13 protein-coding genes are annotated in these 20,191 nt (G+C 70.2%); 1 reads left to right on the forward strand and 12 read right to left on the reverse strand.

Translation table 11 applies throughout. The features are described from left to right. Positions 1–217 precede the first annotated feature (217 nt). Positions 218–1,879 (forward strand): energy-dependent translational throttle protein EttA, encoded by a 1,662-nt coding sequence (ettA, locus tag ACA089_RS08995; protein WP_372015917.1) that lies wholly within the window; start codon positions 218–220, stop codon positions 1,877–1,879. Between the two features lie 113 nt (positions 1,880–1,992). Here the strand turns inward: ettA and ACA089_RS09000 are convergent, their stop codons facing one another. The 12 genes from ACA089_RS09000 to purL form a co-directional block, all read right to left on the reverse strand. Further along, on the reverse strand, positions 1,993–2,700 hold the full coding sequence (locus ACA089_RS09000; RefSeq protein WP_372015919.1) for a DUF3667 domain-containing protein: 708 nt from the start codon (positions 2,698–2,700) through the stop codon (positions 1,993–1,995). A 245-nt stretch (positions 2,701–2,945) separates the two neighbouring features. Further along, on the reverse strand, positions 2,946–4,202 hold the full coding sequence (locus tag ACA089_RS09005) for a cation:proton antiporter (RefSeq protein WP_372015921.1): 1,257 nt from the start codon (positions 4,200–4,202) through the stop codon (positions 2,946–2,948). 82 nt (positions 4,203–4,284) lie between these two features. Further along, the gene (locus ACA089_RS09010; protein ID WP_372015925.1) at positions 4,285–4,986 is read right to left on the reverse strand and encodes a DUF6445 family protein; all 702 of its coding nucleotides are present in this window, start codon (positions 4,984–4,986) and stop codon (positions 4,285–4,287) included. A gap of 7 nt (positions 4,987–4,993) precedes the next feature. After that, positions 4,994–6,661 (reverse strand): tryptophan halogenase family protein, encoded by a 1,668-nt coding sequence (locus tag ACA089_RS09015; protein ID WP_372015927.1) that lies wholly within the window; start codon positions 6,659–6,661, stop codon positions 4,994–4,996. Between the two features lie 80 nt (positions 6,662–6,741). Beyond that, positions 6,742–7,734, reverse strand: coding sequence for a cupin-like domain-containing protein (locus ACA089_RS09020; RefSeq protein WP_372015929.1), 993 nt, complete (start codon positions 7,732–7,734; stop codon positions 6,742–6,744). Between the two features lie 32 nt (positions 7,735–7,766). Continuing rightward, positions 7,767–8,519, reverse strand: a complete 753-nt coding sequence (locus ACA089_RS09025; RefSeq protein ID WP_372015932.1) for a SapC family protein — start codon at positions 8,517–8,519, stop codon at positions 7,767–7,769. Positions 8,520–8,715: 196 nt separating this feature from the next. Then, entirely contained in the window at positions 8,716–11,901 is a 3,186-nt protein-coding gene (locus tag ACA089_RS09030; RefSeq protein ID WP_372015935.1) for a TonB-dependent receptor, read from the reverse strand. Between the two features lie 631 nt (positions 11,902–12,532). Continuing rightward, entirely contained in the window at positions 12,533–13,084 is a 552-nt protein-coding gene (locus tag ACA089_RS09035) for an NADPH-dependent FMN reductase (RefSeq protein ID WP_372015936.1), read from the reverse strand. Positions 13,085–13,132: 48 nt separating this feature from the next. Continuing rightward, positions 13,133–14,314 carry a nicotinate phosphoribosyltransferase gene (gene pncB, locus ACA089_RS09040; RefSeq protein WP_372015939.1) on the reverse strand — a complete coding sequence of 394 codons (1,182 nt, stop codon included), beginning with the start codon at positions 14,312–14,314 and terminating at the stop codon, positions 13,133–13,135. Positions 14,315–14,335: 21 nt separating this feature from the next. Continuing rightward, positions 14,336–15,193: a glycosyltransferase family 2 protein gene (locus ACA089_RS09045; protein WP_372015942.1), complete on the reverse strand. Its 858-nt coding sequence runs from the start codon at positions 15,191–15,193 to the stop codon at positions 14,336–14,338. Continuing rightward, a complete protein-coding gene (locus tag ACA089_RS09050) occupies positions 15,190–16,038 on the reverse strand; it encodes a glycosyltransferase family 2 protein (RefSeq protein ID WP_372015943.1) in 849 nt (282 codons plus the stop codon). Before ACA089_RS09050 ends, ACA089_RS09045 begins: the two co-directional genes overlap by 4 nt. A 163-nt stretch (positions 16,039–16,201) precedes the next feature. Further along, positions 16,202–20,095 (reverse strand): phosphoribosylformylglycinamidine synthase, encoded by a 3,894-nt coding sequence (gene purL, locus ACA089_RS09055; protein ID WP_372015946.1) that lies wholly within the window; start codon positions 20,093–20,095, stop codon positions 16,202–16,204. Positions 20,096–20,191: the final 96 nt, after the last annotated feature.

Raw genomic sequence — 20,191 nt, forward strand, 5'->3', positions numbered from 1 at the left:
CAGCCCCTTGGCCCGGGCCGCCGCGGGCGGCGATCGGGGCGACCGCAGCGACGACCTGCCCCGGCATCAGGGCACGGAGCTCACCGCACGGGCGCAGATGCCCTGCCGATTTGTCCGGCCGCCCCCATATCCGGGATAATCCCCCGATCCCGTCCTGCCCCATGCGCGGCCCGCCCCCGGCAGGCCGCCCTCGCCCGTCCGCGGAGTCCCGAGCCCCATGTCGCAATACATCTACACCATGAACCGCGTGTCCAAGGTGGTCCCGCCCAAGCGGCAGATCATCAAGGACATCTCGCTGAGCTTCTTCCCGGGCGCCAAGATCGGCCTGCTCGGCCTGAACGGCGCGGGCAAGTCGACGGTGCTGAAGATCATGGCCGGCGTGGACACCGACTTCGAGGGCGAGGCCCGCCCGCAGCCGGGCATCAAGGTCGGCTACCTGCCGCAGGAACCGCAGCTGGACCCGAACCAGACCGTGCGCGAAGCGGTCGAGGAAGGCGTCGGCGAGGTCCTGCAGGCGCAGGCCGCGCTGGAGAAGGTCTACGCCGCCTATGCCGAGGACGGCGCCGACTTCGACGCGCTGGCCAAGGAACAGGAGCGCCTGGAGGCGATCCTCGCCAGCGGCGACGCCAGCACCCTGGAGCAGCAGCTGGAGATCGCGGCCGACGCGCTGCGCCTGCCGCCGTGGGACGCGGTGGTCGGCAAGCTGTCCGGCGGCGAGAAGCGCCGCGTCGCGCTGTGCCGCCTGCTGCTGCAGAAGCCGGACATGCTGCTGCTCGACGAACCGACCAACCACCTCGATGCCGAGTCGGTGGAGTGGCTGGAGCAGTTCCTGGCCCGCTACACCGGCACCGTGGTCGCCGTCACCCACGATCGCTACTTCCTCGACAACGCCGCCGAGTGGATCCTCGAGCTCGACCGCGGCCGCGGCATCCCGTGGAAGGGCAACTACACCGACTGGCTGGTGCAGAAGGACGAGCGCCTGAAGCAGGAAGAGAACCAGGAGAAGGCGCGGCAGAAGGCCATCCAGAAGGAACTGGAATGGTCGCGCCAGAACGCCAAGGGCGGCCGCTCCAAGGGCAAGGCCCGCCTGGCGCGCATGGAAGAGCTGCAGTCGGTCGACTACCAGAAGCGCAACGAGACCAACGAGATCTTCATCCCGCCGGGCGAGCGCCTGGGCAACAAGGTCATCGAGTTCAAGAACGTCTCCAAGAAGTTCGGCGACCGCCTGCTGATCGACGACCTGAGCTTCTCGGTGCCGCCGGGCGCGATCGTCGGCATCATCGGCCCCAACGGGGCCGGCAAGTCGACCCTGTTCCGGATGATCACCGGCCAGGAAAAGCCCGATTCCGGCACGATCGACATCGGCTCGACCGTCAACCTGGCCTACGTCGACCAGAGCCGCGACAAGCTGGAAGGCAACCACAACGTGTTCCAGGAAGTGTCCGGCGGCCTGGACATCCTCAACATCAACGGCATCGAGATCCAGTCGCGCGCCTACATCGGCCGCTTCAACTTCAAGGGCCAGGACCAGCAGAAGCTGGTCGGCTCGCTGTCCGGCGGCGAGCGCGGCCGCCTGCACATGGCCAAGACCCTGCTGCAGGGCGGCAACGTGCTGCTGCTGGACGAACCGTCCAACGACCTGGACATCGAGACCCTGCGCGCGCTCGAGGACGCCCTGCTCGAGTTCCCGGGCAACACCTTCGTGATCTCGCACGACCGCTGGTTCCTGGACCGCATCGCCACCCACATCCTCGCCTTCGAGGGCGACTCGCACGTGGAGTTCTTCCAGGGCAACTACCGCGAGTACGAGGAAGACAAGAAGCGCCGCCTTGGCGACGACGCCGGCCCGCACCGGCTGCGGTTCAAGGCGCTGAAGTAAGCCTCGCGCCGGGCTCGATGCAGAACGCCCGCCGATTGGCGGGCGTTTTGTTTGCGGCCATCGCAGCGCGGAGCACCTGTCCGGCATGCCGAGCGAGGCGGCGACAGGCCGGCTTAGCGGAGTTGACCAATCACCAGGGCCACCACCACCGCCAGGGTCGCCAAGCCGCTCACCACGCCGAACGCTCCCAGTCCGACCAGCGCGCGCAGCGCCGACTTCCAGCGCGGGTAACCGGAAAAGAGCTGGACCAGCGAATACAGCCCGTAGCAGAACGCAAGGCCGATGGCGATCGAGGTCGCCTGCGGAAACCACCGCTGCAGCGGCATCGCCAGGCCCCAGAAGACGAAGGCCTGCACCGTCAGGAAGGCGGTGACCACCAGCCACTCCGGGTAGTTGAGCCGCCCCGTACCCAGAAAGGCCACCCGTAGTGCCAGCGCCTCCAGCGGTATCAGCAAGAGGGTCCACACGGCGAAGTTGCGGTTCATCCAGCTGCTCACCGTCGCCAACCCATCGGCGAACGCCATCTCAACGGCCTTGGTACCGGCGTCCGATGCCATCACCCCGGCGTAGCCCACCGGCATGCTCGACTCCATGAGGCGGCCGTCGAATGCCAGCTTGCCCAGAAACACGACCGCCGCCGCCGTCACCATCAGCAGGAGGAAAGGCTTGGCCTGCCTTGCGCGGCGTCCTTCGAGGTAGTCGCGCATCAGATGCCCGGGCCGGAGCATCAGCTCCTTGAGCGAGTACAGGATGCCCCGGTCCATGTGCAGCACGCTGTGCTCCAGCTCGTGCAGCATGAAGTGCCAGTCGATGCGGTGCACCGGCGTGGCCTGCCCGCAGGCGGGACAGAACTTCTGTTCGGGACCATCGACGGCCCGACCGCAATTCGCACACCCCGGTGCATCCGACATCGCCGCTCCCTGGCCACAGCGCCGTCCATCTTAGTGCGGCACGCGAAGCCGGCTCAATACGCCGGACCGCCGGGACCGCCCGCACGTGGTCGACGCGGTGGTTCCGACGCTCCACCGGGGACGACCATGGGGACCCGGGAAGGCTCCCGTGGCGCTCAAGGCGCCGCGGACACGCCCGCGTCCACCCCGGCACCCGCGGGGCGCCGGTAGAACAGGCCCAGCAGCGGCGAGGCCATCACGGTGGTCACCAGGGTCATCGCGAACAGCAGGGTGAAGAGCTCCGGGCCGATCAGGCCGGCGTCGAAGCCGATCTTGATCACCACCAGCTCCATCAGGCCGCGCGCGTTCATCAGCGACCCCACCGCCAGGCTGTCGCGCCAGCCGTAGCCGGCCAGCCGCGCGCCGGCGGCGCAGCCGATCACCTTGCCGGCGACGGCCGCCAGCAGGATCAAGCCCAAGGCCCCGAACCCCGCGCCGGCGAACGCCGCGGCGGTGGTGTTCTGCCCGGCCAGGGCGAATACCACCGGCATCAGCAGCACGATCGCCACCGGCTCGATGCGCGCGGCGAGGAAGCGCAGCAGCCGGTCGTCGCGCGGCAGGCCGACGCCGAACAGGAACGCGCCGAACACCGCGTGCAGGCCGATCCATTCGGCGAACGCGGCACACGCCAGCACGCCGACCAGCACCCAGACCAGGGCCGTGGCGGCAGGCTCGCCCGCCGGCGTGGCCGGACGCAGCAGCCGGGCGTAGAGCGGCCTCAGCGCGAGGAAGACCGTGGCGACCAGGACCAGGCCGCCGCCGATGGCGATGGCGACCCCGGCCGGCGAGCCGTCCCCGGCCAGCGCCAGCACCACGGCGAGGAATATCCAGACGCAGGCGTCGTCGATCACCGCCGACCCCAGCGCCAGCCGGCCGGGCGTGCTGTGGACCAGGTCGCGGTCCTTGAGGATCCGCGCCAGCACCGGGAACGCGGTGACGGACATCGCGGCGGCGATGAACAGCGCGAATGGCCAGTAGCCCACGCCGGCGGGCGCGAAGGCGCGGTACAGCAGCGGCGCGATCGCCAGTCCGCACAGCAGGGGCAGCAGCACGCCCAGCCCGCCGATCGAGGCGGCCGCGCGCAGCTGCGCGCGGTTGCCCTCCGGGGCGCGCAATTCCGCACCGACGATGAACATGAACAACGCCACGCCGATCGTCGAAAGACCGGAAAGCGCCGGCAGCGCAGGCTTGGCGAACAACGCCGCGTGCAGGTCCGGCAGCCAGGCGCCGAATACGACCGGCCCGAGCATCAGGCCGGCCGCCATCTCCCCGATCACCGCCGGCTGGCCGAAATGGCGCAGCACCAGGCCGCACAGGCGCGCGGCGGCCAGGATCACGACGAGTTGCACGAGCAGCAGCAGCGTGGCGTTCACGGGAAGGTTCCTCGGGTGGCCCGGCACCGTGCCCGGGCCGGCGCCTGCCGGACGTGCCTGCCCGCGGTGATGGCCGCGGCGATCACAGGAACACGTCGATGAAGCTGTTGATCGACAGGCGACCGGTCTCCGGGTCGGGCGGAGGCACGTTGGCGTTGTCGATGGTGGCCGAATGCAGGGAGTTGCGCCGGTACATCACCAGCCGGTTGTACACGCCGTCGATCTTGTCGATCCGCTCGAACAGCGGCGTGTCCTCGCCGATGTACCCGGGCGGCGGTGCATCGGGACCGCGCGCCTCCAGCTCCAGCTGCGTGAAATAGGCGCGCTCGCGCGCCTCGTCCACGTACTCGAAACCGGTGTTGCGGTGCCGGTAGAACGCGGTGCCGCCCCAGCCGCCGTGGAACAGGTAGTGCACCGAGGCCAGGCCGCGGCCCGTGGACGAATCGATGTGCGGGATCCGCTGCAGGAAACCCAGCTTCTCCGGCGGCTGGGTCACCAGCGAGTAGTGGCACATCGGGAACGCCAGCCGCGCCTGTGGCGGCAGGTCGAAGACCTCGGCGAGCAGCGGCCGCACGAGCCGCTCCAGGAACGCCTCGTACGACAGCGGTGCGCGTACGCGGACGCCCGGGAACATGGCCCCCTGGGGCGTGAACTGCGCGCGGGCCGCCTTCCGCACGAGCCTGTCCGGATCGGCCACGAGCTGGTCGACCACCAGCAGCGGCGACCCTTCCGCACCGATCCGCCGTACCTCGATGCGCAGTCCGGGGTGCGCCTGGATCAGCATCCGCGCCTCACTGGGCCAGGCCTCCGCCGACGCCCGCGACCTTGCCGGTCACCCGCTCATGCTGCCGCGCGCGCGCATACATCTGCTCCCAGGCCGAGGGCGGCGCCTTGCAGTAGCTGTCGATGAACTGCTCCTGGCTGGGCATGGCCGCCACGGCGGCATCGATCGGCTTGCGCACGCTCTCGAGCAGGCGCTTGAGATCGGCATCCGACAGCGCGCGGGTCAACGGATGGTGGCTGCGGGGCATCACGCCCTGGCCGAGCATGCAGTGGGTCCACGAGTCGAGGCGGAACAGTTCGTCCTCCCCCTGCCACGCGTATCCGGTCTCGCGGAACACCTGGATGCGCTCGGCCAGGCCCGGTGGCAGTTCCATCTCGCGGCACTGCTTCCACAAGGGCTCGTCGCGCTCGTTGAGGTGGTAATGCATCACGACGAAGTCGCGGACGTGCTCCAGCTCCTCGCGGCTGACCTGGTTGTAGCGGTCCACCGCCGCCTGGCTGATGCCCTCGAAGGGGAAGAACTGCACCAGGCGGGTGACCGCGCTCAGGGTCAGGTGGATGCTGGTCGACTCGAGCGGCTCGATGAAGCTGCTCGCCAGTCCGAGCGCGACCACGTTCTTGTTCCAGGCCTTGCGCCGGCGTCCCGTGCGGAACGGGATGATCCACGGGTCGCGCAGCGGCTTGGACGGGTTCTCGGCGAGCAGTTTGGCGGCCGCCTCGTCGTCGGACATGTGCGCATCGGAAAACACGATGCCGCATCCGATCCGGTGCTGGAGCGAGATCTTCCAGTGCCAGCCCGCCTCGTGCGCGATCGCGCGGGTGTACGGCACCGCCGGTCCATCGGCTTCGGTCTGCAGCGCCACCGCGCGGTTGCTTGGCAGCCAGTGGTTCCAGTCCTCGTAGCCGGTGTGCAGCGCCTGCTCGCTCAGCAACGCGCGCGCGCCGGTGCAGTCGATGAACAGGTCGCCCTCGATGACCTGCCCATCCTCCAGCACCAGCGCCTGCACGTAGCCGCTGTCCGGGTCCAGGCGTACCTGGGCGATCTTGCCCTCGATGCGCTTGAGCCCGCGGCCCTCGCACTTGACGCGCATGAACGCGGCATACAGCCCGGCGTCGAAGTGGTAGGCATAGCTCACATCGCTGCGCTCCATCGCCGTGGCCGCCTTGGTCCAGCGCATCGACCACTGCTGGGCGTTCTGGCCGGCATTGAACAGGGCGAAGCGGTCCTGGCGGGCGGCGACGGTTTCCAGGCAGTAGTCGCCCAGTTCGCTCTGCATGCCGCGGCGGCGGCTTTCCAGCCAGAACTGGTGGAAATCGCACGACCAGGTGTTCACCCCGGTGGTGCCGAACGGATGGATGTAGCGCGAACCCGGTCGGGTCCAGTTCTCGAACGAGATCGCCAGCTTGAAGCTGCCGGCGACCGAACTGAGGAACTCGCGCTCGTCGATCTGCAGCAGCCTGTGGAAGGTGCGGATGGTCGGGATGGTCGACTCGCCCACGCCGACGGTGCCGACCTGCTCGGACTCCACCAGGGTGATGTCGAGCAGGTCGCGGAACTGGTGGGTCAGTGCGCAGGCCGTCACCCAGCCGGCGGTGCCGCCGCCTGCGATCACGACCCTGCGAATGCGGTTGCTTTCCAAGACGCTCCCCTCTCGGTACTTGCCATTGCCGCGCATCCGCGGCGGATCTCCAGGGCCCGGTCGCCCGTCCCGGGCGCCTGCCGCATGTCGTTACCTCGCCGGCACTGCCCGCCCCCTCAGCGGTTGAGCTTGCCGATCAGCATCGCGCGCATCCTGCGCGCGGCCACCTCGTCGAACGGACCGAGGATGTTGCGTGCCGCCTCCGGCAGGTGCGCGCCTGCCTGCTCCGCCGGCCCGAACACGTAATACTCGAACACGTCGCGCCAGGCCCGTTTCTCGCGTTCCGGGCGGTCGCGGATGGCCCACATGGCGTGGTAGAGCGCGTGCATCGGCGTCGGGACCCACTCGGGCATGCTGCCCCACCAGTAGTTGACCAGCACGGTGAACGGATCGAGGCCCTGCACGTGGTGCCACCACATGCTCGGGATGAAGATCGCATCCCCCGGCTCCAGCACCACGGTCTGCGCCGCCGCCATGGCGTCGCGGAAGCGCGGGTAGCGCTCGAGGTCGGGCGCGCCGAAGTCGACCATCGTCACCGCCTGCCCGCCCGGGGTGGGCTCCAGCGGCCCGGGATAGAGGTTGGCGATCTGCTCCGGCGGGAACAGGGTGAAGCGGCGGCGTCCCACCGCGCAGCAGGCGATGTTGTTCGGGGCGTCGTAGTGGCAGGACGCGGTGACGCGGTTGCCGATCCAGATCGCCGGAGGCGCGTGCACCCCCTGCGAGGCGAAATCCAGGTCATTGCCGGCGCGCAAGCCGGGCAGGCAGTAGTCGACCGGCAGCGATGCGACGTAGTACGTCGGCGGACGCGGCTCGTCGAGGCAGCCGGCCAGTTCGTCGAGCACCTGGTCCAGCCCGCCGCGCCGGACTTCGCAGTTGAGCGCGGTGGCGTCGTCGTTGTAGAACGGCCGTCCCGCGGTGGCGGGATCGCCCCAGTTGTACTGCAGCGGACGGCCGTTGTAGTGCGTCCGCAACAGGTCCATGGCGGCCTGCGGCGACCGCAGGCCCGCATCCACCAGCGTCCAGTGCCGGGCCAGCCCGCGCATCACCGTCGGCACGCCGCCGGCCAGCAGCGCCTCCAGCGGCAGCGCACCCGCGCTGCAGCCTGGCATCTCGCGGACTCGGGCGGCCCCCTCGAACACCGTCAGGCCACCTGTTCCCGGGCGCCCTCCTGCTCCCGCAGGCGGCGCTGCTTCTCGGCGATCAGCCGGCGCATGTTGTGCAGCGAGGCGAGCACGAGGTACGCGCCCTCGAGCCAGCCCGCCGAATGCAGGCCATGCAGCGCCTCCGCGTCCAGGGCGGCCAGGCGGTCACGGTCGATGCCATGCAGCCCCCCCAGGTTGACCGCGTGGTTCTCGTCGAAGCGCACGTCCAGGGTCAGCGGCTGGATCAGCTCCAGCGCCTGGAAGGCGGCGAACATCGCCTTGCCCGCCTGCACGCCGTCGTTGATCCCGCGCAGGACGTTGATGATGTGCTCCAGGTAGGGGCTGTTGCCGCCCTGGGCCAGGAATATGGGCTCGCCCATCCCGCCGATGACGCGCGGGTGGTCCAGGTCCACGTGGATGACCGGCTCGGTCCGCAGCCGCCCTTCCACGTTCTGCTCCTGGAAGCCGATCAGGAACGGGCCGCGGGCGACCGTGCCCGGCAGGTAGTGCGCGTTCCAGCCACCCTGGTGCAGGAACAGGTTCTCGTGCTTGTCGAAGCCGAGCAGGGCCACCGCCTGGAACTCCCCGGCGGCGTCCTTGCGGAAGAAGATCGGGTACTCGCGCTGGAGTTCGGCGAACTCGGTGGGGAACGCCTGGACCATGCCCACGTTGTCGCCGAATTCGGCGCCGAAGCGCGTGGACACGCGCAGGTCCTGGTGCGCGATGTTGTTGAGGAGCTCGTATCGGGCCATTTCAGATCCAGTGGTTCCAGCGGCCCCGGCAGCGCCCGGCGGTCGCGGCGGGCGGGACGCCGGCCGTGGCGAGGACCATATCGGCAATGCCGCACCACCGGCAAGCGGGCCGGGCGCGGGCGAGGCCCGCAAAAAAGGGACCGTTGCCGAGGCAACGGTCCCTGTCCTTCATTGCATCAACTGCCTGCATCCGACATCAGAACGTGTAGCGGACGCCCACCATGTAGCGCGGCGACTGGTCCACCAGGCGGACCATCTGGTTCGACGAACGGGCGTGCCAGCGCACGTCCTCGCCGGTCAGGTTGATCGCTTCCAGCGACACGGTGAAGTTGTCGTTGAACTGGTAGGCGACGCTGGCGTCGAACTGCTTGTACTCCTCGACGAAGTACGGGTTGCGGTTGTTGCCGTTCTGGTTGGCCGCCAGCAGGTACTCGTCGCGCCAGTTCCACGCCAGGCGGGCCGACCAGCCGAACTTCTCGTACATCAGCACGGCGTTGGCGGTGTCGCTCAGGCCGGTGAGCGCGAACACGTTGGCGCCCGGATCGGCGGCGCGGTCGATGCCCACGTCACCCTCGACGATGGTGTAGTTCGCCAGGATGCCGAACCCGCTCTCGCCGAAGAAGTACTGGCCGCCGATTTCCCAGCCGTGCAGCTTGGCCGAGCGCTGGTTGATCGGGCGGTTGACGTCGAACTGGTAGAGCGGATCGTCGGACTCGCCGATGATGTCGAACCGGGTCTCCATGTCGATCTGCTGCGCGTTGCTGCCGTTGTAGGCGGCCAGGCCGCCCGTGGCCGCGGCGTTGCGCAGCATCGCCAGCGCCGTGAACAGCGTGGTGTAGTTGCCCACGCAGCCCTCGGTCGGGTCGTTGCCCGCCGCCGTCACCTGGGTCGAGCACGCGCCGCTGTTGAGGAACGCCAGCGCCGCCTGCGCGTCCGGCCCGGAGGTCGGGTCGGTGATGCCGTACAGGTTCTCGCGGACCACCGTGTTGCCGATGAAGTTCTTGACCCGCTTGTTCCAGTACGTGACGCCCACGAAGCTGGACGGGGCGAAGTACCACTCGGCGCCGAGATCGAGGTTGTCGGACTCGAGCGGCAGGAGCGACGGGTTCTCGGCGGTGCCGGTGGCGCGGTACTGCTCGCCGAACAGGACCGAGCCGCTGGGGCCGCCCGGGTTCGGACCGGCGTACAGGTTGCCGTACGGCGCGCGCGCGATGGTCTTGCTGAACGAGGCGCGGCCCTTGACGTCGGCCGTCAGGTCGATGCTGAAGTCCAGGTTCGGCAGGATGTAGCTGTAGGTGTTGCTTTCGCTGAACGGCATGACTTCGTCGGAACGGATGATGCCGAAGTCGTTGTTGGACATCCAGCGGATGCCGCTCGGGACCTGGATGGACGAGGTCGACTGCAGCTCCGTCCGCTCGTAGCGCAGGCCCACGACCGTGTAGGTCGGGAAGTTGCCGAGCATGCCGTCCTGCTCCCACTGCACGTACACCGACCGGGTCTCTTCCTCGACCAGGTTGTCGTTGTCGTACACGGTGCGCACCCTGGAGCTGATCGAATCGCAGTCAGGCCACGCCGCCGGGGCGGTGCCCGCCGCGCACTGCTCCTCGGCCCACTTCGCCAGCGCGCTGGCGTCGCCGCGCCACGCGCTGGTCGGCGCGCCGCGGGTGTTGAAGTCGTTGAACAGGCCGCTGATGTTGATCTGGCGCAGCAGGTCGGCCATGCCGGGCGCCTGGCCGACGTCGCTCACGCCCCAGTTGCCGAGCGTCATCAGGTGGGCGTGGCCGTCGACGTTCAGGCGGCGCATCGAGACGTCCGACGAATCCACGCCGAAGGTGAAGCGGCCGTTGTCGAAGGCCAGTTCGCCGTCGATGCGACCCTGCTTGACCTCGCTTTCCTGGCGCGTGGACCAGATGCGCAGGATCTGCGAACCCAGCTGCGAGGGCGCGAACGTCGGGTTGACCTGGCCGTTGGTGTTGGCGACGGCGTCGGCGGTGGTCGGGAACAGGGTGTTGGCGAAGATCGGCAGGCCGCTGTTGAACCAGTATTCCTGCGACCAGTTGTTGACGGCGGTGTTCGGGGCGAGGCCGGCCAGGCTGAACGCAGTGGAGCTGCCGCCGGTCACCGGGTCGTTCGGGAGGCTCTCGACCTTGGTGTTGTGCGCGTCGAAGGTCAGCGAGAAGCGGTCGTTGACGTCCCAGCGCGCGTTCAGGCCGAGCGAACCCAGCTTGTACTTCTGCTCGTCGCGCTGCTGCTCGAAGCCGAAGTCCTTCGAGCCGCCGGCGATGTCGCGGATGTAGACCGGCGTGGCGACCTGGTCGTCGTCGTCGAAGATCACGTGGGCCAGGCTGTTCTGCAGCCACATGGTCTGCTCGCCGCGGACCTGCGAGATCTCGTTGGTCGAGTAGGTGTAGTCGAGGGTGAAGGTGAACGCATCGCTCGGCGCGAACTGCAGCACCGCCTGGCCGTTGACGCGCTCGCGCTCGAAGTCCTGGAACGCGTAGCGCAGGTCGTTGGGCATGGAGTAGAGCTGGCCGATCTCCGGCGCGTTCTCGACCACGCCGCCCGGGCGCAGGTTCGGCAGGGTGCCGTTCCAGCGGGAGACGTTCCAGCCGTTCTCGGTCGCCTGGACCGAACCGCCGTGGCGCTTCTGGTAGCTGGCGTTGACGCCGATGCCCCAGACCTTGTCCGGGCTGGCGTAGCTGAAGATGCCGGAGACCTCGGGGGTGACGTTGCTGCCGTCCACCTGCGAGCGGTCGCTCACCGCCTTCAGCCCGGCGCTGGCGACGATCTCGCCGCCGGCGTGGTTGAACGGCCGGTCGGTCAGGATGTCGATGGTGGCGCCGATGCCGCCGCTCGGGACGTGGGCGCGGCCGGTCTTGTACACGGTGACGCCGCTGATGCCGTCGGACGACAGCTGGGCGAAGTTGAAGGCGCGGGTACCGGAGCCGATGCCGCCGATCTCGAGCCCGCCGCTGCCGAAGCCGTCGGCACCCGGCACCTGGCGGCCGTTGAGCGTGACCATGTTGTAGCCCGGGCCGAAGCCGCGCGCGGTGACCTGCGCGCCCTCGCCGTCGCGGCGCTCGATCGAGATGCCGGTGATGCGCTGCAGCGACTCGGCCAGGTTGGTGTCCGGGAACTTGCCGATGTCCTCGGCGCTGATCGCATCGACGATGCCGTTCGAATCGCGCTTGATGTTCATCGCCTGGTCAAGGCTGCTGCGCATGCCGGTGACGGTGACGGTATCGAGCGTGGTGGCGTCCGTCTGCGCGGCCGGCGCGGCGGCCTGCTGCGGATCCTGGGCGAACGCCGGATTGATGATGATGACGCCGCCGACGATGGTGAACATCGCCTTCGACTTGAAGCGCTTCAACTTGGAATTCATGTGTGTGTCCTCAGCTGCGCGGGTTCTGGACGGCCTGGCGCACGTCGCCTTCGTTCCACATCGCGGCGCGTGCCGGCGTGGTCCCTGACAGCGCAAGACATCGCAACTTGCAACTACGCATATTCCTACCCTCCCCTCTTGCTTCGATTTTTGTGGATGTATGCCCCTGGCGGGGCTTGTGGGGCCGCGGTCGACGACCCCCTACAACCGGACTGAAAGACGTCCGTTCCTTCCTCGCCACCGGCCAGGACGCGCCGGTGGTATCGAATCAAAAACCCCCCTGTTTCACGACAGCGCCGTCCTTGCGGACCTGCGGTGCCGCCGTGGAGGCCATCCGGGCCTGCCACCCAACCTGATAGCGCTAACATTTGTGAGTGCGGCCACAGATATCACGCGTCGATCGAGGCTGTCACAGTGCAGCGCAACAGAAATCCCGTTGCCCCGGAAACGGTCATCCGCCCGCGGAATCTGTCTCCGCCGACCCATATTGGATTGGAATGCCCCCGCGGCGTTTTGAGCGTATGGGTGCATCTAATGGCGCCAAGAGGCGCGGATTGCGCATGCGCCTGGTGCGATCCGCCTCGAATGTCAGCGCTGTCGCATAACCGCACGAAAATTTAATGACCACCGGTTACCTTTCAATCGCATCCCGGTACCCGGCAAGGAAATGCGCCAACTGCTGCCGGGCGCGGTCGTCGACCAGGCGTCCATCGGCGTCGAATGCCTGCCCCGCCTTGGACACCATCAGCCGGCCGCCCGCCCAGAACCGTGCCCCGAGGGTCCGCAGGACCGGCAGCCATGCGTCCTGCGCGAGGATCGTGCCGAACCCGCCGGGAGAGGCGCCCATGACCGCCACCGGCCGGTCGCCGAACACCTCGGCGATCCCCGACGCCGGCCGCGACAGCCAGTCGACCGCGTTCTTGAACACCCCGGGGATGCCGTTGTTGTACTCGGGCGTAACCAGCAGCAGCCCGTCGCTGGCCATGATCCGCGCCTTCAGCGCGGCCACCGCCGCAGGAATGCCTTCGCGCTGCTCCAGGTCGCCGTCGTACAGCGGGATGCCGTGCAAGGTGGCCGCTTCCAGTTCCAGGCCAGGCACCGCCGCCTCGCGCGCGGCATGCAGCAGCGCCGTGTTCAACGAGCCCGCGCGCAGGCTTCCGGAGATGCCGAGTATCCGAACCATGATCCGTTCCTCCATCACAGGGGCGCTGCCGCCGGCAGCGCGGCTCCACTACGCCGCCGGCGACCCGAACACCTGGCGCAGGTAGGCCAGGTAGCCCTCGTCGTCGACCATCGTCTTGCCCGGCGTGTCGCTCAGCTTCGCCACCGGCTGGCCGTTGCAGCGGACCATCTTCAGCACGATCTGCAGGGGCGCGGGTCCGAGGTCGTTGGTGAGGTTGGTGCCGATCCCGAACGACATCCGGCAGCGGCCGCGGAAGCGCTGGTACAGCGCCATGACCCGCTCCATGTCCAGGCCGTCGCTGAAGACCAGGGTCTTGGTGCGCGGGTCGATCCGCTGCGCCGCCAGGTGCCCGATGATCCGCTCGCCCCATTCGAACGGATCGCCGGAGTCGTGGCGCATCCCGTCGAACAGCTTGCAGAAGTACAGGTCGAAGTCGCGCAGGAAGGCGTCCAGGCCGATGACGTCGGTCAGCGCGACGCCCAGGTCGCCACGGTACTCGCGCGCCCAGGTCTCGAAGGCGGCGACCTGCGAGTCGCGCAGGCGCGGCCCCAGGGCCTGGAACGCCTGCAGCCATTCGTGGGCCATCGTGCCCTGCGGCACGAGGCCCAGCTGCCGCGCGAAATGCACGTTGGACGTCCCCACGAAGTGCTCGCCCAGTTCGGCCCGCAGGTGGGGCAGCACCTCGCCGTGCCATGCGTGCGAATAGCGGCGGCGGGTGCCGAAGTCGGTGATCACGCACCCGTCGAAACCGACCGCATCGCGCAGGCGCGCGGTCTTGGCCCGCAGCCGGCGCAGGCCCTCGCTCCGGTCGGGCGGGCCATGCACGCCCTGCATCCAGGTCTCGCTGATGATCGCCAGCAGCGGGACCTCGAACAGGATCGTGTGCAGCCACGGCCCGCGCAGGCGCAGTTCGATGCCACCGTTCTCGGCCGGGTTGGCGCGCAGCTGCACGTACTTGCGGTCGAAATGGAACAGGCCGAGGAAATCGACGAAGTCCGGCTTGATGAAGCGAAGGCCGCGCAGGTAGTCGAGCTCCTCCGGCTGCATGCGCAGGGCGCAGAGCGCGTCGACCTGCGCCGAGATGCGGTCCATGAAGGGCAGCAGGTCGACCCCGGGCGTGCGGCAGCGGAACAGGTATTCGACCTGCGCGCCGGGGTGCTGGTGCAGCACCGCCTGCATCATCGTGAGCTTGTACAGGTCGGTGTCGAGCAGCGAGGGCACGATCGCCACGTCCGCCTCCTTGGGCGCCGGTCAGCGTCGAAGCAGCATAGCCGGCAGCTTGGCCAGGAAGTGGGCCCAGATCGCCGCGAATACCGCCACGCGCGTCACCGGCCCGCGGCGGGCGGCCTCGAACTTGCGGAAGTAGCGCCACAGCCCCCGGTGCTTGTGCCATTCCACGAACAGCGGCCGCGAGCGGCTCGACACGCCGCGCAGGTGCAGCACCGGCACGTCGTTGGCCACCGCGATGCAGGCCCCCGCGGCGCGGGCGCGCCGGCACAGGTCCAGGTCCTCGGCATGCAGGCGGTAGCCCTCGTCGAACCCGCCGATGCGGCCGAAGAGCGTGCGCGGCATGAGCATCAGCGCCCCCGATACCGCATCGACCGGCTGCAGCGCGCGCGAGGCATCCATGGGCAGGTCCAGGCGGGCCGCCGCGCCGGGGGCGCGGAGCATGGCGCCGAAATCCGGATCGCGCCGCCGCGCCGCGCCGTCGCGCATGCCGTCCTCGCCATGCAGGTCCGCCCCGACCAGCGCGTCGCCGCCGGCGGCCAGCACGTGCGCGCGCAACCGTTCGAGCGAATCGGGCCGTACTTCCAGGTCCGGGTTCACGAATGCGAGCCAGGGCGAGTCGCTGTCGGCCGCGCCCTGGTTGCAGGCGACCGCGAACCCGGGGTTGTCGGGATTGGCGATGAAGCGCAGCCGTGGATCGGCCAGCGCGTGCCGCTGCAGGATCTCCAGGGTGCCGTCGTCCGAACCGTTGTCCACCACCCGGATCTGCGCCACGCGGCGCGCCGAACGCAGCCGCAGCAGGCAGGCGTCGAGGGTGGACGCGCTGCGGTAGCTCACCACGACCGCGGCGATGTCGGCCGCGCCCGCTGCGTCTCCGGTCACGGGGTCGCGTCCTGCGGGGCGAACAGGTCGTGCTGCGGGTGTTCCCGCATCTGCCGGTGCAGCGCCTGCAGGTGCTCGCGCGGCTCGCGCAGGGGATCGGACATCAGGAACGCGGCCAGCCGCGAGTGCCACGCCGGCCAGCGCGCGGCGAGCACGTCCAGGTCGCCGTCGGCGGGGCCACCCTCGCCGCCCCGCGCGACGAACGCGGTCTCGCACAGCACGTTGCGCCAGCCCAGCCCGGACAGGCGCAGCGACAGGTCGGTCAGGGCCGCGTACCAGGAGCCGAAGCTTTCGGTGTCCAGCCCGCCGGCGCGACGGCGCGCAGAGCCGCGCAAGGCGACGGCATGGCCGACCGCCGCAGGCAGTTCGGGGTGCCGCGGCGCCATCGCCGCGCACGCCTGCACGGTCAGCGCCGGGTCGGCCGGCGCGGGCGATATCTCGCCGAGCCGCGGCCAGCCCGCGGTCTCGCCGGCGTTGCACCACGGGGTGGCCGTGGCGATCGCCGCGTCGCGCGCCAGGCAGGCGGCCAGCTGCGGAAGCCACCCGGGCAGCGGCTGCGCATCCGCCGCCAGCACCACGACGTCGGCGTCGCCGCAGGCGTCCAGCATTTCCTGCAGGTGCGCGGATTCGCCGATCGGGTGCGCGCGCCGGGTGTACTCCGCACGCAACCGGGTGCGCTGCAGCCAACGCTCGACGATCGCCACGCCGCGCGGGCCGGCCTGCGCGTCGTCGGCCAGCCAGACCGGCGTGCCGGCGGGCGTGGCCGCCTCCAGCGCGGCCAGGCAGGCATCGAGTGCGTCCTCGTCGGAGGCGAGCGGCAGCAGCACGATGGGCAGGTCGCTCACGTCGGGGCGCGGATCGGTCGGAAAACTGCGCAGACTTTAGCAGGGCCCCCGCCGGTAGCGGCCATCGACGGGCGCGGCGGGCGCCACGATGGAGCACGCCCCGGCGGGCGCCACAGACGACGACGGCGCCCGCAGGCGCCGTCGCTGCGGTCGGGTCGGCCGCTCAGCCGACCCAGGCCCGCGCATTGCGGAACATCCGCATCCACGGCGAGTCCCCGTCCCACTCCGCCGGATGCCAGCTGAGGTTGACGCTGCGCGCCACCCGCTCCGGGTGCGGCATCAGGATGGTCGCGCGGCCGTCATCGCTGGACAGGCCGGTGATGCCCTCGGGCGAGCCGTTGGGGTTGAGCGGATAGGCGCTGGCCACCGCGCCGTTGCCGTCCACGTAGCGCAGGGCCACGCGCGCGGCGGCCTGGTCGGCGGCGCTGTCGAACTCCGCGCGGCCTTCGCCATGGGCGACGGCGACCGGGATCCGCGAGCCGGCCATGCCACGCAGCAGGACCGAAGGCGACTCGACCACCTCGAGCAGGCTGGTGCGCGCCTCGAACTGCTCGCTGCGGTTGCGCAGGAACTTCGGCCAGTGCCGCGCGCCGGGAATGATGTCCTTGAGCTGGCTCATCATCTGGCAGCCGTTGCACACGCCCAGCGAGAAGGTGTCGGAACGGGCGAAGAACGCCGCGAACGCGTCGCGCAGCGCCGGGCGCTCGAGGATCGAGGTCGCCCAGCCACGGCCCGCGCCCAGCACGTCGCCATAGCTGAAGCCGCCGCATGCGGCCAGGCCGGCGAAGCCGTCCAGCGCAAGACGCCCGGCGACCAGGTCGCTCATGTGCACGTCGACCGGAACGAAGCCGGCGCGGTCGAACGCGCGGGCCATCTCGATGTGGCTGTTGACGCCCTGCTCGCGCAGGATCGCCACCCGCGGGCGGGCGCCTTTCGCGACGAACGGCGCGGCCACGTCCTCGGCCGGGTCGAACCCCAGCTTCGGCTTCAGCCCGGGCGCGGCGAAGTCGCGGGCGATGGCCCGCTCCTCGTCGGCGCTGTCGGGGTTGTCGCGCAGCCTCTGCATGGCGTGGGTCACCGACCACCAGGCATCGAACAGTTCTTCCCAGCGCCACTCGGCGAGCACGCTGCCTTCCGCGCGCACCCGGACCTTCGGCGCGGCGGTCGGGCGTGCGATGCGCTGCGCGCACTCGGTCAGCGCATGGCGCTCGACCAGGTCGGCGAACGCGGCGCGGTCCTCGTCGGCGACCTGCACCACCGCGCCCAGTTCCTCGTTGAACAGGGTCCGGAACGGGTCGTCGCCCCAGGCATCCAGGGTGATGTCCAGGCCGCGGCGCGAGGCGAAGGCCATCTCGCACAGCACGGCGAAGGCGCCGCCGTCGCTGCGGTCGTGGTAGGCCAGCAGCAGGCCGGCGTCCCGTGCATCGCGGACCAGCGCGAAGAAGCTGCGCAGCCGCTCGGGATCGTCCAGGTCGGGGACCTCGCCGCCGAAGGCCGGCAGCGGCGCGTCGTCGGCGTGGACCTGGGCCAGCACCGAACCGCCCAGGCGCTGCTTGCCGCCGCCCAGGCCGATCAGCCACAGTTCGCTGTCCTCGCCCCCGGCCAGCAGCGGGGTCAGCTGGCCGCGCACGTCGGCCACCGGCGCGAACGCCGAAATGACCAGCGATACCGGCGAGACCGACTTGTGCGCCTGGCCGCCGTCCTGCCACTGCGCCTGCATCGACAGCGAGTCCTTGCCGACCGGGATGCTGATCTCCAGCTCCGGGCACAGCTCCATGCCCACGGCGTGCACGGCCTCGTACAGCAGCGCGTCCTCGCCCGGATGTCCGGCCGCGGCCATCCAGTTCGCCGACAGTTTGACCTGCTCCAGTGCGTCGACCGGCGCGGCGCACAGGTTGGTGATCGCCTCGCCCACCGCCATCCGCGCGGCGGCCGCCGAATCGAGCAGCGCCAGCGGGGTGCGCTCGCCAATGCTCATGGCCTCGCCGGCAAAGCCGTCATAGTCGGCCAGGGTGATCGCGCAGTCGGCCAGCGGCAGCTGCCAGGGGCCGATCATCTGCTCGCGCGCGGTCAGGCCGCCGACGCTGCGGTCGCCGATCGTGACCAGGAAATTCTTGGAGGCCACGGTCGGATGGCCCAGCACGCGCAGGCCGGCCTGGTGCAGGTCGAGGCCCGCGGTGGCCAGCGCCGGCCAGCGCGGCGCGGCGGGGCGCGCGGTGTCGCGGTGCATCTTCGGCGGCTTGCCGAACAGCACGTCCATCGGCAGGTCGATCGGCGCGTCGGCCGGGATGCTGCCCGGGGCCGCGCCGTAGGCGACCACCAGCCGCTCCTCGGCCGTCGCCACGCCGACGGCGGCGAACGGGCAGCGCTCGCGCGCGCAGATCGCGGCGAACTCTTCCAGCCGGTCGGCCGGCACGCCGAGCACGTAGCGCTCCTGCGATTCGTTGCACCACAGCTCCAGCGGCGACAGCGACGGGTCGTCGGTCGGCACCTTGCCCAGGTCGATCACCCCGCCCACGCCCGAATCGTGCAGCAGCTCGGGGATCGCGTTGGACAGGCCGCCGGCGCCGACGTCGTGGAAGAAGTGGATCGGGTTGCGCTCGCCCAGCGCCACGCAGCGGTCGATGACCTCCTGCACGCGGCGCTCCATCTCCGGGTTGTCGCGCTGCACGCTGGCGAAGTCCAGGTCCTCGGCGCTCTCGCCGGAGGCCACCGAACTGGCCGCGCCGCCGCCCAGGCCGATCAGCATCGCCGGCCCGCCGAGCACGACCACCGCGTCGCCCGGCTGCATCCGGATCTTGTCGACCTGCACGCGGTCGATCGCGCCGAGGCCGCCGGCCAGCATGATCGGCTTGTCGTAGGCGCGGGCGAGCGTCCCTTCGGACGACGCACCCTCCGCCAGCTCGAAGCTGCGGAAGTAGCCGAGCAGGTTCGGGCGGCCGAACTCGTTGTTGAACGCGGCGCCGCCGAGCGGGCCGTCGAGCATGATCTCCAGCGCCGGCGCCATGCGCGGGTTCAGCGCGCGCGGCGCCTCCCACGGCTGCGGCAGCGTCGGGATGCGCAGGTGCGAGACCGAAAAACCGGTCAGGCCGGCCTTGGGCTTGCCGCCGCGGCCGGTCGCGCCCTCGTCGCGGATCTCGCCGCCGGCGCCGGTGGAGGCGCCCGGGAACGGCGAGATCGCGGTCGGGTGGTTGTGGGTCTCGACCTTGATCTGGAACGCCGACGGCACCGCAGCCTCGGTGCGGTATTCGCCGGTGGCCGGGTCCGGGCGGTAGCGCGCGGCGACGTGCCCGGCGATCACCGCGGCATTGTCGCTGTACGCGCTGAGGGTGTGCTGCGGGGTCTTCTGGTGCGTGTTCTTGATCATCCGGAACAGCGAGCGTTCCTGCTCCTGCCCGTCGATGGTCCAGCTGGCGTTGAAGATCTTGTGCCGGCAGTGCTCGGAGTTCGCCTGGGCGAACATCATCAGTTCCACGTCCGACGGATCGCGGCCCAGCTGCGAATAGCGCGTGCGCAGGTATTCGATCTCGTCGTCCGCCAGGGCCAGGCCCAGGCGGCGGTTGGCGCCTTCCAGGTCGGCCAGGGCGATCCGCTCCAGCGGCTTGCGCGGCGGCGAGGCGAACAGCGCCTGCGCGTCCTCGCGCGAAGCCAGCAGCGACTGGGTCATCGGATCGTGCAGCAGCTTCGCCACCGCCGACTGCGTCGCGGCGTCCCCGGGCCATCCGGCCAGGTCCAGCCGCAGGCCGCGCTCGACCCGCGCGACCGGCAGGCCGGCACCCTGCAGCAGCTCGGTGGCCTTGCTCGACCAGGGCGAGCGCGTGCCCAGGCGCGGCACCACGTAGCGCGACTGCGCGCCCTCGGCGCGCGGCGCCTGGCCGTCGCCGGCCTGGAGGATGCGGTGGAGGACGGCGGGATCCGGGCTGGTCCCGCCCGGCTGGACGAAGTAGACGTGCCAGGCGCCTTCGATGCGCAGGCCGGGGACCAGGGACTGCAGGCGGGTTTCGAGCCGCTGCCGGCGGAACGGCGAAAGGGCGGATGCGCCCTCGAGGACGATCATGTCCGGGGGAATCGCAGGGGAAAGGCCGGCCATTGTACCGGAGCCGGCCAGGCGGGGCCGGCGACCCGGATGCCGCGGCGCGTCCGCGCAGGGCGG

Source organism: Pseudoxanthomonas fibrivorans, from assembly GCF_041464125.1.
Lineage (GTDB): Bacteria > Pseudomonadota > Gammaproteobacteria > Xanthomonadales > Xanthomonadaceae > Pseudoxanthomonas.

Excerpts from the sequence above, each read along its gene's own strand:
- ACA089_RS09030 (WP_372015935.1), bottom strand. The coding sequence starts at position 11,901 with ATGAATTCCAAGTTGAAGCGCTTCAAGTCGAAGGCGATGTTCACCATC.
- ACA089_RS09035 (WP_372015936.1), bottom strand. The coding sequence starts at position 13,084 with ATGGTTCGGATACTCGGCATCTCCGGAAGCCTGCGCGCGGGCTCGTTG.
- ACA089_RS09025 (WP_372015932.1), bottom strand. The coding sequence starts at position 8,519 with ATGGCCCGATACGAGCTCCTCAACAACATCGCGCACCAGGACCTGCGC.
- purL (WP_372015946.1), bottom strand. The coding sequence starts at position 20,095 with ATGATCGTCCTCGAGGGCGCATCCGCCCTTTCGCCGTTCCGCCGGCAG.
- ettA (WP_372015917.1), top strand. The coding sequence starts at position 218 with ATGTCGCAATACATCTACACCATGAACCGCGTGTCCAAGGTGGTCCCG.
- ACA089_RS09010 (WP_372015925.1), bottom strand. The coding sequence starts at position 4,986 with ATGCTGATCCAGGCGCACCCCGGACTGCGCATCGAGGTACGGCGGATC.
- ACA089_RS09020 (WP_372015929.1), bottom strand. The coding sequence starts at position 7,734 with ATGCCAGGCTGCAGCGCGGGTGCGCTGCCGCTGGAGGCGCTGCTGGCC.
- ACA089_RS09015 (WP_372015927.1), bottom strand. The coding sequence starts at position 6,661 with ATGCGCGGCAATGGCAAGTACCGAGAGGGGAGCGTCTTGGAAAGCAAC.